Source organism: Paenibacillus sp. LBL, from assembly GCF_029893715.1.
In the GTDB taxonomy this organism is placed as follows: Bacteria; Bacillota; Bacilli; order Paenibacillales; family Paenibacillaceae; genus Paenibacillus_AQ; species Paenibacillus_AQ glucanolyticus.
In genome coordinates this window covers 148,614-163,436 of sequence record NZ_JARXYU010000006.1, presented here as the reverse complement: position 1 = coordinate 163,436, position 14,823 = coordinate 148,614, and the positions used below count along the sequence as shown (strand labels likewise).

The 14,823-nt window shown below is 51.5% G+C and carries 10 protein-coding genes; 6 read left to right on the top strand and 4 right to left on the bottom strand.

What is annotated here, in order from left to right; translation table 11 throughout:
- Positions 1–6: 6 nt before the first annotated feature.
- The 3 genes from M2277_RS15635 (at position 7) to M2277_RS15625 (ending at position 8,685) form a co-directional block, all read left to right on the top strand.
- Positions 7–4,065, top strand: a complete 4,059-nt coding sequence (locus M2277_RS15635; RefSeq protein WP_152826867.1) for an S-layer homology domain-containing protein — start codon at positions 7–9, stop codon at positions 4,063–4,065.
- A gap of 296 nt (positions 4,066–4,361) precedes the next feature.
- Positions 4,362–7,925, top strand: coding sequence for a family 10 glycosylhydrolase (locus M2277_RS15630; protein WP_280755128.1), 3,564 nt, complete (start codon positions 4,362–4,364; stop codon positions 7,923–7,925).
- 121 nt (positions 7,926–8,046) lie between these two features.
- Positions 8,047–8,685 carry a TVP38/TMEM64 family protein gene (locus M2277_RS15625; protein ID WP_280755127.1) on the top strand — a complete coding sequence of 213 codons (639 nt, stop codon included), beginning with the start codon at positions 8,047–8,049 and terminating at the stop codon, positions 8,683–8,685.
- Here M2277_RS15625 and M2277_RS15620 read toward each other — a convergent pair.
- Both M2277_RS15620 and M2277_RS15615 read right to left on the bottom strand, forming a co-directional pair.
- Positions 8,680–10,350: a PH domain-containing protein gene (locus M2277_RS15620; RefSeq protein WP_280755126.1), complete on the bottom strand. Its 1,671-nt coding sequence runs from the start codon at positions 10,348–10,350 to the stop codon at positions 8,680–8,682. The genes M2277_RS15625 and M2277_RS15620 overlap by 6 nt on opposite strands.
- Complete coding sequence (locus M2277_RS15615) at positions 10,343–10,825, bottom strand: PH domain-containing protein (RefSeq protein WP_006208555.1); 483 nt, start codon at positions 10,823–10,825, stop codon at positions 10,343–10,345. Before M2277_RS15615 ends, M2277_RS15620 begins: the two co-directional genes overlap by 8 nt.
- A gap of 334 nt (positions 10,826–11,159) precedes the next feature.
- Between M2277_RS15615 and M2277_RS15610 the strand changes: the two genes are divergently transcribed.
- The 3 genes from M2277_RS15610 (at position 11,160) to M2277_RS15600 (ending at position 13,703) form a co-directional block, all read left to right on the top strand.
- Entirely contained in the window at positions 11,160–12,116 is a 957-nt protein-coding gene (locus tag M2277_RS15610; protein ID WP_036641137.1) for a helix-turn-helix transcriptional regulator, read from the top strand.
- A gap of 55 nt (positions 12,117–12,171) precedes the next feature.
- Positions 12,172–12,681 (top strand): GyrI-like domain-containing protein, encoded by a 510-nt coding sequence (locus M2277_RS15605; protein WP_280755125.1) that lies wholly within the window; start codon positions 12,172–12,174, stop codon positions 12,679–12,681.
- Between the two features lie 347 nt (positions 12,682–13,028).
- Complete coding sequence (locus M2277_RS15600) at positions 13,029–13,703, top strand: pectate lyase (protein WP_280755124.1); 675 nt, start codon at positions 13,029–13,031, stop codon at positions 13,701–13,703.
- A gap of 140 nt (positions 13,704–13,843) precedes the next feature.
- Here M2277_RS15600 and M2277_RS15595 read toward each other — a convergent pair whose 3' ends face one another.
- Together M2277_RS15595 and M2277_RS15590 are read right to left on the bottom strand one after the other, a co-directional pair.
- Positions 13,844–14,314 carry a GNAT family N-acetyltransferase gene (locus M2277_RS15595; RefSeq protein WP_006208560.1) on the bottom strand — a complete coding sequence of 157 codons (471 nt, stop codon included), beginning with the start codon at positions 14,312–14,314 and terminating at the stop codon, positions 13,844–13,846.
- 159 nt (positions 14,315–14,473) lie between these two features.
- The gene (locus M2277_RS15590; RefSeq protein ID WP_348537785.1) at positions 14,474–14,701 is read right to left on the bottom strand and encodes a YheC/YheD family protein; all 228 of its coding nucleotides are present in this window, start codon (positions 14,699–14,701) and stop codon (positions 14,474–14,476) included.
- Between the last annotated feature and the right edge of the window lie 122 nt (positions 14,702–14,823).

Genomic DNA, 14,823 nt, shown 5'->3' with positions numbered 1-14,823 from the left:
GAATTAATGATTAATCACGTGTACAAAAAGCTATTATCCATGCTGTTATCCACGGCACTCGTGTTTGGATTTTTTGCAGGTCTCGGATTCCCGGCAGTGGCGGAAGCCGCAACACCGGGTCAGCCGGATATTTTGCTGCAGCGTAATGCCGATTGGAAATATTTTGATCAGGGACAAGATTTAACGACCGTTTGGCGCGCTACCTATGACGACTCCACTTGGGCAAATGGACTGGCTCCATTCGGCTATAAGGATAACGGAAGTGGTGTAACCACTGCGGAATTTGGACCGCTTCAGACCGTAATGGACTATGGTACGGACAAAGAACTCAAACACCGCACGACTTACTTCCGTACAAATCTTCAGGTTAACAAGAATCAAATCGACGGTTACGGCCAGATTCTCGGAACGTTTGGCGTTGATGACGGCGCCGTGCTCTATGTCAATGGACATGAAATCAGACGTATGGGGATGCCTGGCGGTGAAATCACGTATTCCACCAAGGCCACTTCCAATAAGGACCTCCCGGTTGTATATGCGGATGTGGACCTGACAGAGCCGCTGAAAACATACCTGCAGGACGGCAGCAACGAAATTGCGGTCGAGGTTCACCAGCAGAGCGACAGCAGCTCGGATCTGTATTTCGATATGGAGCTTATCGCGTTAGAACAGGCTCCGGTGCTGGATATCTCCAAGATTACGGTAACTTTCCATGGAGACACAACAAGCGAGAAAGGATTCACCTGGTATACTCCGCTGGGATCATCCCGGAGCGATGTTCAGGTTGTGGAGAATCGCGGCAGTACGCCTGATTTCGCTCAAGCGCAAGTGTTTCACGGACGGACTTCCATCTCTGCGAACTCTCCGGGCGAACATGTTCATAAAGCGGAAGCGACCGGTCTGGCGGCGGATACGTCCTACTATTTCAGAGTTGGGGACGAAAGTCTGAATCTGTGGAGCGAGGCGGGTACCTTCGAGACGGCACCTGTAAGCGGAGCCTTCTCGTTCATCGACCTGACGGATACGCAGGCGAAGGAGGAAGACGAGGCGATGCTGTCCGCAGCTACCTTGTCCAAGGCGCTTGCGACCATCCCTGATGCCAAATTCGTTGTCCATAATGGGGATGTGGTGGAGAACGGGACTTCGGAGCAGGAGTGGAACTGGCTCTTGGGCCATTCACAGTCCAGCCTTTTGAATACCACAATCGCTCCGTCCGCGGGCAATCATGAGGACAAGAATTACGCCTTCTATGAGCACTTCAATGTGAAGGAGCCGGATAACGCTGCAACAGAGACCGGCGCATATTACTCTTACGACTATAGCAATGCCCATTTCATCGTGCTCAACTCCAATGAGAATTCGGCCGAATATGCGAACTTCTCCGCGGAGCAAGTAGCTTGGATGAAGCAGGATGTGGAGCAAGCGAAGGCTGCAGGGGCAGAATGGATTATCGTAAACATCCACAAGGGTCCTTACACGACTTCGAATCATGCAACCGACAGCGATATCATTGGCGTGAATGGCGTGCGTAGTAAAATCGCGCCTCTAATGAATGAACTTGGAATCGATATGGTGCTCCAGGGTCATGATCACATCTATGCGCGTACGAAGCCGATCAAGCGTGACGGAACGGCTGAAGATGTCACCAAAATTACCGAGACGCTGAACGGTGAGAGCATTGAATATGCGGTCAAGCCGGATGGAACGATCTACATGATCCCAGCGACCGCCGGGGCCAAAGTTTATTTTAAGAACCAGAAGCCGGAGCTCGGGGACGCGTATTTCAATTTGTTTGAGCGCGCGGAAGAGAATCATGCCCGTCTGTACGGGGACACAACCAGCTTAGCCAGAGGCCATGTACAAAATTTCGTCGGGATTACAATCGACGGTAGCAAGCTGACGGCTGTTACGTATGAGATCGATCAGAACCAGAATAACGCGCAGCCTTTCATCGTGGATCAATTCGGAATCATGAAGGAAACGAAGCCGGATCCTGTTCAGGAGAAAGTGAGCAAGGTGACCGTTACATTCCACGGCGATGCCACAACATCCAAGGGTTTCACCTGGTATACTTCCCAGCAGGTGACAGGCAGTGACCTTCAAGTTGTGGAGAAGACGTCTGCCGCACCGGATTTCACAAACGCCAATTCGTTTAGCGGACGTTCGGCTCCTTCTACGAATTCGGCAGCAGAACTTGTACACAAAGCAGAAGCAGCCAAACTCAAGCCGAATACGACCTACTATTTCCGCGTAGGCGATGAGACACTCGGCGTTTGGAGTGACATGGGAACCTTCCAGACTGCACCGAAGAGCGGAGCGTTTACATTCATTGATCTGGCGGATACGCAGGCGAAGGAAGAAGATGAAGCGGTGCTTTCATCCGAGACGCTTGCCAAGGCGCTTGCTACGGTTCCGGAGGCACAATTTGTCGTTCACAATGGAGATATCGTGGACAATGGCGTCAAAGAAGAGCAGTGGGATTGGCTGTTAGGACACTCGCAGGAAAGCCTGCTTCATACAACACTGGCCCCTTCCGCGGGAAATCATGAGGATGAGAACTATGCTTTCATTGAGCATTTTAATCTGCAGCAGCCGGAGCATTCAGCAACGGAGACCGGAGCTTATTATTCGTACGATTACAGCAACGCACATTTCGTTGTGTTGAATTCGAATGAAGGCTCGGCGGAATACGATAACTTCTCGGTAGAGCAAGTAGAATGGCTTAAACAAGATGTCCAAAAAGCCAAGAAGGACGGTGCGCAGTGGGTGATCGTTAACATCCATAAAGGCCCGTACACCACGTCGAACCATGCAACAGACTCCGATATTATGGGGGCTAACGGTGTTCGTACCAAGATAGCTCCGATAATGGCAGAGCTTGGCATTGATTTTGTGTTGCAGGGTCATGATCACATCTATGCACGGACCAAGCCGATCAAGTCGGATGGCAAGGCGGCAGAACCGGTGAAAATTACGGAGATGTTAAACGGTGAGAAGCTGGAATACTCGGTAAATCCCGACGGTACAATCTATTTGATTCCGGCAACCGCAGGTCCGAAGGTCTATTATAAGAACCCTAGCCCAAGTCTGGGGGAAGCGTACTACAATCTCTTCGAAATTGCAGACGAAAATCACGCTGCCAAATACGGTCCGGACCCGAGCGATAACCGGAGACCAAAACGCAGCCAGGTGCAAAATTTCGTCGGCATTACGATTGACGGCGGCAAGCTGACGGCTGTTACGTACGAAATCGATCAGAACCTGAATGGAGCACAGCCATTTATTATCGATCAATTCGGAATTGTGAAGAAGGATGTTCAGACGCCGAATCCGGATCCAGGGACTCCTAATCCTGGCACACCGGATCCGGGTCCTGGCACATCCAATCCAGGATCAGGAACCAACTCGGGCTCGGGCAGCAATCCAGGCTCCGGTTCCGGTAATGAGACCCATCCTGGCAATGGATCGGGCACAGGCTCTCAGCCTGGCACCAATCCAGGCTCGGGTTCCGGCAACGGGAATCCGCCAGTCATCCTGAAGGATACGGCGGGACACTGGGCCAAATCAGCCATCGATAAGGCCGTGGCAGCAGGCTTCGTGAACGGTTATGGCGACGGAACCTTCCGTCCGAATCAACATGTAACGCGTGCAGAATTCATCACTATGCTGGGACGTGCATTGGGTCTGAATGCAGGTGGTACTGCCCTGACGTTCACAGATACAGCGAAGATCCCTTCCTGGGCGAAGGATGCTGTAGCCCAGGCGTCAGAAGCCGGCATTATAAGCGGCTACAAGGATGGATCCTTCGGCCCTCATCAAGGGTTATCCCGAGCAGAGCTGGTTGCTATGGTTGTTCGCGCCAGCGGGATCGGTACCGATTCTGCAACGAAGCTGAGCTTTAACGATACGAAGGATATCCCGGCTTGGGCGCGGCCTTATGTAGCCGCTGCAGTTGAAGCAGGGCTTGTAGGTGGAGTGGGCAATAACCGCTTTGCTCCACAGCAGGTCGCCACCCGGGCGGAAGCCGTAACACTTATTATCGGACTTCTTGAATATATGAAATAAAGGAAGAGTTGGAAGAAGCCAATGCGGGAGTTTTGTCCCGTGTTGGCTTTTTTATGCCGTCTACGTCAAGGACTATGAAAATTCCTGCTTAAAATATAAAATTTTATTTTATTAAAACTATTGAAATTTGAAATAAAATTTCAATATGATAGAGCTAGAGATGAACGAGAGATCAGGTCCATCGCGATCATCTACTCTAGCGAGGAATCGGAGGTGAGTGTCAGCCCGATTTACTTACAGATTGGGATCAAGGTTTAGGATTGTAAGCACTCATACTATAGGGAGTGAATTGATGAATGATAACCAAAAGGCGTGTCTATCGAAGCAGCAAGTCTGTCCTGTCCATGACACTGGCGTTAGCCGTGATGTTCAGTTCGGCCGTTTCCGCGTGGGGCAATTCCATTGAAACGAATGCAAGCGGCGGAGAGCCGGGAGCGGTGGTGCTGGAGGATTTCGAATCAGTAACGAATCTGTTTGCGTCTTCCGTAAGGGGGAAGGCCGAGTTGGATTTAGCGGAGAGGCCGGAGCGAATCTATTACGGGCGTCACGCTGCAGCTTTAACTTATGATTTTGTAGGCAGCGAATCCGGCACCTCGGCGGCTTATCTCAACTTCAAAGACCCGGATGGATCAACAGGCAGAAGCATTCCCGGATCACCGAAGGCACTCGGCTTATGGGTTTACGGCGACGGCGGCAACCACTGGCTCCGTGCGCAGCTTCAGGATTCTGCAGGCGGTAAGCATGCCGTTGATTTAACAGCCACCACCTCCGGTTTTAGCTGGAAGGGCTGGAAATACGTCAAATTTAACGTTCCCTCGAGCATCAAGACTCCTCTCAAAGTGAATCAAATCTACGTCACCGAATTAAAGGATACGAATAAAAACAAAGGTACTGTATACTTCGACAGACTAACCGCATTCTATACGGCTTCCCCGGTATACGGGCTCGACATCGGCGGACTGACGCCCATGGGTGCTGGAGAATCGGTCATGCCGCAAGTCTATGCAACTTATGAAGGTCAGACGGAACCAGCCTTATTGACATCCGGCGTGAAACTGACCAGCAGTGACGAAACCATCGCTACCGTTACGGGCGCTACATACGACACCATTGAGGCCTTGAAGCCGGGAACGGTGACCATCACGGCTGAGTACGGCGATGCGCCTAGGGCTCAATATGAGCTTCATATTACGCAGGATACTCCGGTTCCCTATGAATTGCTGTTATCCGGACCGCTTCATATGGAGACTAGCGTTACCGGCGACATGAGAACCAGCGTGGTTTACTCCGTCTACGGAAACCAGACCGATCCTGTGTGGATGACCGAAGGGATCAGTTATACAAGCGATCAGCCAGGCGTTGTGTCGGTCGACCAAGCGGGTCAATTGACCGCGGTTTCCGAAGGAACGGCAGCCATTACCGCCTCGTATCGGGGAGCTGCAACACAGCACACCATTACGGTGACAGATCCTGTTTCTGTTCTGCAGAGCATTGAACTTCAAGGACTTACGTCCGTGACGGTAGGAGATTCTTTTGAAACGGTTGTATCGGCTACGTACTCCTGGATGAATGAGCCGGTAACTATAGAAGAAGACGTTACGTTTACCAGCAGCAATTCAACCGTCGCTTCTGTTACGGATCAAGGGGTTGTAAGCGGTTTGAAGGTAGGCTCCGCTAGAATAACAGCCACATTCCAGGGAAAGAGCAGCTCGCTCTACATTACGGTAAATGAAACCCCGGAGCATCCGAAAACGGAGATGAGGGCAGCATGGATCGCTACCGTTGACAACATTGACTGGCCAGCCAAAGGGGTCACCGATCCGGCCCAGCAGAAGGAGCAGTTTATCAGCCTGCTTGATCAGCTGGAGAATGCGGGGATGAATGCGGTCATTATGCAGATCAAACCAACCGCGGATGCATTTTATCCGTCAGAGTATGGGCCTTGGTCGGAGTGGCTGACAGGCGAACAAGGCAAGAATCCGGGTTATGATCCGCTGGCATTCCTGCTCGAGGAAGTGCATAAGCGAAACATGGAGTTTCACGCCTGGTTCAATCCATACCGCATCAGTCTTCAAGGGGACGTCAACCAGCTTGTAGAGGATCACCCGGCCAGACAGCACCCGGAATGGGTTGAGGAATATGGCGGAAAGCTGTATTTCAATCCAGGGGTACCGGAGGCACAGCAGTTCATCATTGATGGAGTCCTGGAAGTCGTTCGGAATTACGATATCGATGCCGTGCATTTTGACGATTATTTCTACCCGTATCCCGTAACCGGCGTGGATTTCCCGGATACGGATACCTTTAATCAATACAAGGGCTCCTTTACAAATAAGAGTGATTGGAGAAGAAATAACGTTAATGAATTTATTCAGAACGTGAACGAAGCCATCAAGGCAGAGAAGAGTTACATGAAATTCGGCATCAGCCCGTTCGGTATTTGGAAAAACAAATCCAGCGACCAGGCCGGCTCCGAAACGACGGGCCTTGAGAGCTATCATGCGATTTACGCGGATTCGAAGAAATGGGTCGAAGAAGAGTGGGTCGACTATATTACGCCGCAGATTTATTGGAATATCGGGTACTCCGCAGCGGCCTACGATAAGCTGATCGATTGGTGGAGCGGTGTCGCTGCCGGTAAGAATGTGCATCTGTACAGCGGACAGGCGGTGTATAGAATCGGGACAACACCTGAATGGTCCAATCCCGAGGAAATGCCGAACCAGGTGAAGTACAACCGCAATTTTGAGGAAGTCCGGGGCAGCATGTATTTCAGCTCCAAATGGTTCGCGCTGAATCAGCTCGGATTCACAGACAGACTGAAGAACGATCTGTACCGATATCCGGCACTCATCCCGGCTATGCCTTGGATTGATTCGGCGGCACCCTCTGCGCCCAAGCAGCCGAGGGCCAATCGAGCACAGGAAGGTGTGAAGCTCAGCTGGTCTTCGATTGACGACGAGACATATTACGCGGTTTATCGTTTTGATGGACGAGCCGCCGGCAATATGCAGGACCCGGCGCATTTGTTAGGGACCTTCAGGAAAACAGCCGGTATAACGCAGTCCTATATCGATCATACTGTCGCAAAGGGACAAACCTACACGTATGTTGTGACGGCTGTCGATCGTTTGCATAACGAGAGCAGTCAGAGTCCATCCGTAACGATAACAGCGGGAGACAGCGGCGAGCCGCCGGTTGACCCGCCGGGGAATCCGAGTCCACCGGTGACGCCTCCAGTGACCCCGCCTGTAACTCCACCGGTCACTCCGCCGGTGACACCTCCCGTAACGCCGCCGACTCCGCCGAAACCTCCGGTGTTCAACGATGTGGACAGCTTAGGCTGGGCGAAAGCGGCGATTGAGGAACTGGCTGCGCTTGGCATCGTAAAGGGAGTGGGGCATGATTCGTTCCAGCCGCTGAAATCGGTGACACGAGCCGAATTTCTGGCCATGCTGGTCCGAGCCTTCCAGCTAACAGGGGAGGCAGAGCTTGAATTTACCGATGTAAGGCCATCCGATTGGCACTATGCGATCATCGCATCTGCGGTAGAGGCCGGGCTGGCCCAAGGCATCGGCGGCGGCAAATTCGAGCCGAACCGGCCGATAACCCGTCAGGAAATGGCGATCATGAGCGCCAATGCATTGACATTATTCACCGATATGAAGGCACAGGATGAGGATGGTACCTTGGCGAAGTTTAAAGACGGCAGCAGCATTGCAGGTTATGCAAGAAACGCAGTGGCACTCTTGGCCGAGAAAGGCGTGATCCAAGGAACCGGAAATGATCGGTTCACGCCGAAAGGAATCGCCAATCGAGCTCAGGCAGCGGTGATCATCTATAATCTGTTGAATCTTTAGGGTGATAAGAGTGACAAAGGGACATCCCGGGCTATAAGCCTCGGGATGTCCCTTTTGCCGCTTTGATCAGGTAGACATGCTCCATGGTACAATAGAAGTATTACGAGCTGGAGTGTGGTGCATGGTCAAGAAATTAGCAATGGCATTGGTGTACATTGCCATAGGCGGTCTTATTTACGTTTACGGCGATGCTATTCTTGCATGGATTCAGACGACGGACAGCATGATGCTCATTATGTTCATGGCGGTCATCATGGCCTTGTTCCCCGTCATTCCGTATCCGATTGTCGGAGGTGTTATCGGTGCTGCCTTGGGTCCGGTTATCGGCGGACTGATCACTTGGGTCGGGTCAACCGCCGCTTCCATCCTTATGTTTATGTTCATTCGATACGGTTATCAGGAATGGGGCACCCGGATGCTTCATCGTTATGACCGTTTAGGAAAAGTGACAACGATGTTCGAACGGAATGTCTTTTTGACCATCCTCTTTACCCGGTTGATTCCGTTTATTCCTTCCATCATTATCAATGTGTATGCCGCTCTCAGCATGGTGACGTTTACATCGTACACCATGGCGTCCGCCGTGGGTAAAATCCCTGCGATGCTGCTGTTCTCGATGGTAGGAGATAATCTGATGACCGACCCTTCCCATATCATCATAACTATAGGTGTGTATGGAGTCTTTCTGGCCGTAACGCTTCTCGTATACCGATGGTCGGGCTTTGGCCGTTCAGGTAGAACGGAGGCCGAACGGCTATAGCAACTCAATGGGTGGGTTATTCCGTTCTGCCGGGACGGTGGCCTCACCCTTTTTCTTTTGGAACCACGCCCGTACGGCCTCGATCTCTTGCTGATCCATCCCGCTTAAACTTTCGTTGATCTCGCTGAATATCATCTTCACCTGAAGAGACAGAAGACCTCTTCTGCGCTGCCTGCGGGTACCCGAAATTTCCAAGGCAATAATCTGTGGACGGCGAATATACCTTGTGGACAGCGCAACGAAACGGCTACGGATCGTAAGCTGCTTATCGGTTACATTTAAACCGGAATCCCTGTGTGAGCGGAGCCCCCAGCTTACAGCCAGCGGGAGCAGCAGAAGCGATAACATACCCGGCATTTCAAAATACCAAATACACGCGGCGCTTGCCGCTGCGGCAAAGCCGAGCTTCCACCGAAGGTACATCCACTTTGCACGGGAAGGAGGAGAAGCCGAAATGGCTTGAGCTGTAAATTGGGGTGTAACCCGCTCCAGGAGCTCTGGAATATCCGTGGTCTTCAGCAGAGGGTGTAGCATGAAATGCTTATCGGATTCTGAAGTAAGCACATGAACCTTCACCTCGGCGTAACCGAACCAGCGCCGGAACACGCCCTCCTTCACTGTAATAGCGAGTACTCGCTCAGGAGAGAAGAGCAATCTTTTTTTCTCCAGCAGTCCGCAGCTGACCGAGATTTGTTTGCCGATACGCTCGACCGTAAATCCCGCATATTTAATCGTGTAGAGCACGGCAGAGAGCAGCCAAGACACAACAAGCGCCAATACGGCGATGCTGATCCAGCTGCCGGGCAAGAGCTTGCCTGCCGATTGAAACGCCGACTGGTACATCTGATCGGGCAGCAGGTCATCGGCAAAAGACAGAATACCGCCCACAAAGGCTAAAGCCAGTGACAAATTGGGTGAGGACAGCGCCGCGATGAGCAGTCGTCCCGTGGATAGCTGCAGCAGCGTGCTGCGTTCCTCCTCCACCGTGAATGGATCGCCCGCGTTTCTTCTATCTGCAGCGTTAGGATCGGCGTTTATGGTCGGAGTGTTTTGCCGACTCATGTTAAGGTCTGTCGGGTCAACGGATTCATGGATCGTCTGTGGCTCCGGCAGCTGGACAGATAGCCCTTCCGACTCGTCGGGCAAGTTGTGTTCAGATTGCTCGCGGCCCTCATAAGTTTGCTGCTGAACCTCACGTTCCGTCTGTCTGGTTCGGGTTCGCTCTCGCAACCAGCGCTGGAGCCGTTCACCTTCGCTATTGGTGATGGCAGGCAATAAGCCGCCGCCTTCCGTTTTACCTGGAGTTTCGATGCGAACCTGCGTAAGCCCCAGTATTCGCTGCAGTAGAGGCTGCTCCATATTCATGGAGTGAATGCGGCCGGTGTAGATGGATAACTCCTCACGGAACAGAACGCCTCGGCGGATGAGGATTTTGTCTTCCTCTAACGTATAGACGAAGCGTTTCCACTTCAGGTATCCGTATAACAGAAGCAGCCCGGCGATGATCACGATGACAGCGGATAGCCAGTACCAGGGGATGTCACGCAGCGATTTTCCGTTCAAGAATTTGATGGATACCAGGGCCGCAATCGGAATGAGCGATTTTACGCTGTTAACGAGCGGAAACAGGATGAACAGCCGGTGAAGCCTTGTCGGTTCATTCATCGTGATCCACCACTTTTGCCAGCTCGCCAATCTGTTTTTTCAGTTCCTCTGCTTCCTCCAGCTTAAGCGCTTGAATGACATGTGTTGTTGCAGCGGTAACGACTTTTACCTTGGCCAAGCCGTATTTGCGTAGGAGTGGTCCTCGCTCCAGCTCGACATGCTGAACGCGCGTCATCGGGACGAGGGTATCGCTGAGCCAGATCCAGCCGGAGCGCAGCTCCAATTCTTCCTCACTTACCTTATAGCCGAATTGCTTGTAGGTGAAAGAAGGCACAGCCCAAGTAAACCAGGCCCCGATAGCCAGCAGTCCGAGCGTGATCCATCCCGGAATCAAGGTCCATCCCAGCATGCCAGCCACAATGAGATAAGCGGTTGCCGCAAGTAGAATAACCCCATCTGTAATGAAGCCTGATATACGAGAGATGGTTACCGAGTCCGGGTGACACCTGTGCATGGTGTCGAGTCGATTGTTCATGTAGGTTCCTCCTTGATGTAACAAGATCGAACAGTCATTGCGTATTCTATGTATGTCTACGTTGCTTGGGAAAGGAGCGTTTCATCCTCCCCTTTGAATGGCCGTGCCCTCATTGTAGCATAACAGTTTAACGACGCTCTGAACCTGACCTAACGGTTACTTGAACACATCCCGGATTGGTTAAGCTGGAATTAAGGAAATCGTCAGGCATTCCCGATAGGAGTGTTGCCTTCGAGAAGGCAGTATAAACAGATGTTCTGAAATACTCTCATAAGGCTTGAGCGTGAAGTTTCCTATATAATGAAGTGATTGCAGAATGAAAGGGTAGCGTGTCATGAAAATAGATCGACTGTTAGCCATTACCGTGCTGCTTCTTAATCGGGGGAGACTCAGCGCCAAAGAGCTTGCCGAGCGGTTTGAAGTATCGAGCAAAACCATTTACCGCGATATGGATACGCTATGCCGGGCTGGAATTCCGATTGCAGCCCACCAAGGGATATCCGGCGGATTCGAGATTATGGAACATTATATGATAGACAAGTACTGGTTATCGGCTGAGGAGATGAGTACGCTTGTCACAGCGGTCAAAGGGCTCAGCAGTGCGCTGGATGATCAGCAGATGGACATGCTGCTTGAGAAGGTAAAAGCGCTGCTGCACCGGGTAGAGCAGGGACATGGAGATGAATACCGGAGGAACCGGGATCCGGTTATTATGGATTTCCAGCCATGGGGACAGCGTCAAGGTTTGAAACCTGCCGTGAGCTTGCTCAAGAAGGCAATCCTTCAAAAGCGCCGAGTCAGCATGGCATATATAGATGCCAAAGGAGCTGCGGAGCAAAGAAACATAGAACCTGCGTCACTGATTCTGAAGGGGAATATCTGGTATGTGCATGCCTTTTGTTTGGAGCGGGAAGATCATCGCGTATTCCGGTTGTCACGAATGCAGGATATTCAGATCCTGAGTGAGACTTACAAGCCAAGACCATTGCCGAGTCTGGAGCGATTGGAATGGGAGTCCTCCTGGTCAAACGCCCGGGAGGAGGAGACAGTGCTGTTATTCCATTCCAACGCGCGGCAGAGGATGGCGGATATGTTTTCGCCGGAGCAGATATCCGTTAACCCGGACGGGTCTTTACGCGTGCACGTGTTATACCGATTGGATGAATGGTTTTACGGCATGGTGCTAAGCTTCGGGGATCAGGTGATGGTCGAGCGTCCCGCCGAGGCAGCCGAGGAAGTGAAGCGAAGGGCGCAATTAATCATGCGGCGCTACGATAACCAGGACAGATAGATGTCCACGTTACCTCTGTAGAATGGAGTTATATTCATTTCAAGGAGGATACAGCATGAGTAATAGCAATGAGAAGCAAATCGAGCGATTCGTAGAGGTCAGACCCGCCATGTCGATTCAGGGTGTCGGTGTACGAACGACAAATGAAGCGGAGGCAGGACCGTTAGCCAAGATAACCTCATTATGGGATCGATATTTCCAAAGCGGGCTGCAGGCATCATTGTCCGATAAGGATCAGGCTATTTATGCTCTATATACCGATTACGAGAGCGATGCGTCCCGGGCGTACACCCTGGTCATCGGTAACCGGATGGATGAAGGCGCAGCTGCCGAACCGTCCGATGAACTGCTTCAAGCGCACGTCCCGGCATCCAAGTATTTGGTGTTTCGGACAAGGCGAGGCCCTTTAATGGAGATCGTACCGCAGGTATGGTATGAAATTTGGAGCTACTTCGAGCAAGCAGAGGAGAAAAGGACGTTCACAGGAGACTATGAACGATACGATACGCTGCAGTTTGATCCCGCCAATACTGTGGTGGATGTGTATATCGCCATTGAATCGTAATCAAGCACCAAGCGGCTCCAGCATGTAAGGAGCCGTCTATTATGGGAAGTTACAGCTCTCGTTCCTATGTCTGTGCAACAGGCGTAGGGCGTGAGTTTTTTTCATTATAAGGCAGCGACGGGCAGTTCATGAGCAATCTTCAGATATGACTCCATATGTAAGCGATGAAATCTAATATAAAGATTATTCCTGTTATGGAATTAATTTGATATCGTTGTGGCGAATACATAACGAGGTGCACATCGATTGTGTATTCATATGATGCGTGTATTCAATGACAATGCAAAGGAGACAAGAGCTTTGGAATAAAGGGCTCCGCCCAATTCAAATTCGAAAGGATGAGATGGATGAAAAAAATATGGAGTTTGATTTTATCTGCTGGTTTGGCCGTGTCATGGTATGGTTTAGCGCCATCAACGGCGGAGGCGGCTTCCACCGTTGTCAATGAGACGATTCGCGTTGAGGCCGGGCAAACCTTTGACGGAAAAGGCCAGACGTATGTAGCCAATCCGGACACGCTGGGGGATGGAAGTCAAGCCGAGAATCAGAAGCCGGTCTTCCGGCTGGAGGCAGGAGCTACCCTGAAGAATCTCACAATTGGAGCACCAGCCGCGGACGGAGTTCATTGTTATGGCAACTGCACAATCCTCGATGTGACATGGGCAGATGTAGGCGAGGATGCGCTGACACTGAAATCGTCGGGAACCGTGAATATCACGGGCGGCGGGGCGTATAAAGCCTACGATAAGGTGTTCCAGATCAATGCAGCGGGAACAATTAACATTAAGAACTTCAAAGTAAACGATATCGGCAAGCTGGTTCGGCAAAATGGAGGCACCACATTTAAAGTGGTCATGAATGTGGAGAATAGCGACATCTCCCAAGTGAAGGATGCGATTCTGAGAACGGACAGCAGCACGACGACAGGGCGGATCGTGAATACGAGGTATTCCGGTGTGCCGACCTTGTTCAAGGGTTTTGCGTCAGGCAATACGACCCAGTCCGGGAATACGCCTTATTAGAATTCGACAAGCATAGACTCTAAGCTAAAAAGCCCGGAAGCAGTGTTCATGCTGCTTCCGGGCTTTGTTGGGTTCGTTTTCGTGAGCAGACAAGAGCGGAATCCCACCTGCTCTTCACCAGAGCCAGAGATAATTGGGCGTTACACCTTCTCCATCGTAATGAACGTATGGCTTCCATTAGAGAACGCCGCATTTTTAACGAAACCTGTGGCGGTGTACAGGGCGATGGCACGCGCATTGAACTCGGCAACGGTTAAGCGAAATGATTGGGTATTATGCTGGTTCGAGATGGACTTCAGCACGAAGGTGAAGAATTCACGCCCCCGGCCCTGTCCCGTCCACTCGGGGAGCATTCCGATTCCAAGATCGAGCAGATCCTTATCGTATACACCAAGTCTGACACCTGCAGGTACCTGGGCGGAGACACCGGTGCAGAAGAATCCGATCAGTTGACCGGCTTCATTCAAGACAGCGGTGTAAGGCTGTTCCAACAGCTCTTGCAGCGACTCTTCATCATCATCCTGATTGTACAGGTCATATGGCGGCTCGTATTTCCACTGCAGAATTTGCTTGGCGAGGTCTATGGTCATTAGGCAGGTTACATAGGGCATGAGTATCACCTTTTTCTCTATATAAGATTTATAGTCACCATCCATTGTACGAGAATAGGCGTTATTTGGATAGCAGGCAGTCCCTTTGCTGACTGCTTCATTATCGTGTCTCTCCTAGTGCTTGGCTCGTTTCAGATCGCCTTATTCCATTCGAGGACTCTATTCACCCTGCTTCGATTTGGTACAGTTGAGCGGATACCGTCTTCCGTATGCTCTGCCGTAAGCCACGGTTCGCTGGATCGTATCCTGTTCCCTCAGTTTGGTGAATGGACATGGGTCGGGGAGTGTGTTCACTTCGAGGATCCAGGGGGTGAGGTCTTGGTCCACGGCGAGGTCGAGCCCTAGCTCGTTCAATGCCGGATACCTATGGCTCATGTGAGCTGCCACCGACAGCGCGTCGGAGGGCCCTGTTGTCAAGTTGGAATGAAGTTTAAACACTTGGCGTGGGTCTGCACCACATGCTGCCTGCGGCAAGTGCTTGGCGGGTAAATTTCTTGCAGCCAATTATG

What these genes read in the sequence shown, in the direction of transcription:
- M2277_RS15635 (WP_152826867.1), top strand. Translation starts at nt 7, where the DNA reads ATGATTAATCACGTGTACAAAAAGCTATTATCCATGCTGTTATCCACG.
- M2277_RS15600 (WP_280755124.1), top strand. Translation starts at nt 13,029, where the DNA reads ATGAAAAAAATATGGAGTTTGATTTTATCTGCTGGTTTGGCCGTGTCA.
- M2277_RS15625 (WP_280755127.1), top strand. Translation starts at nt 8,047, where the DNA reads ATGGTCAAGAAATTAGCAATGGCATTGGTGTACATTGCCATAGGCGGT.
- M2277_RS15630 (WP_280755128.1), top strand. Translation starts at nt 4,362, where the DNA reads ATGATAACCAAAAGGCGTGTCTATCGAAGCAGCAAGTCTGTCCTGTCC.
- M2277_RS15595 (WP_006208560.1), bottom strand. Translation starts at nt 14,314, where the DNA reads ATGCCCTATGTAACCTGCCTAATGACCATAGACCTCGCCAAGCAAATT.
- M2277_RS15620 (WP_280755126.1), bottom strand. Translation starts at nt 10,350, where the DNA reads ATGAATGAACCGACAAGGCTTCACCGGCTGTTCATCCTGTTTCCGCTC.
- M2277_RS15610 (WP_036641137.1), top strand. Translation starts at nt 11,160, where the DNA reads ATGAAAATAGATCGACTGTTAGCCATTACCGTGCTGCTTCTTAATCGG.
- M2277_RS15615 (WP_006208555.1), bottom strand. Translation starts at nt 10,825, where the DNA reads ATGAACAATCGACTCGACACCATGCACAGGTGTCACCCGGACTCGGTA.
- M2277_RS15605 (WP_280755125.1), top strand. Translation starts at nt 12,172, where the DNA reads ATGAGTAATAGCAATGAGAAGCAAATCGAGCGATTCGTAGAGGTCAGA.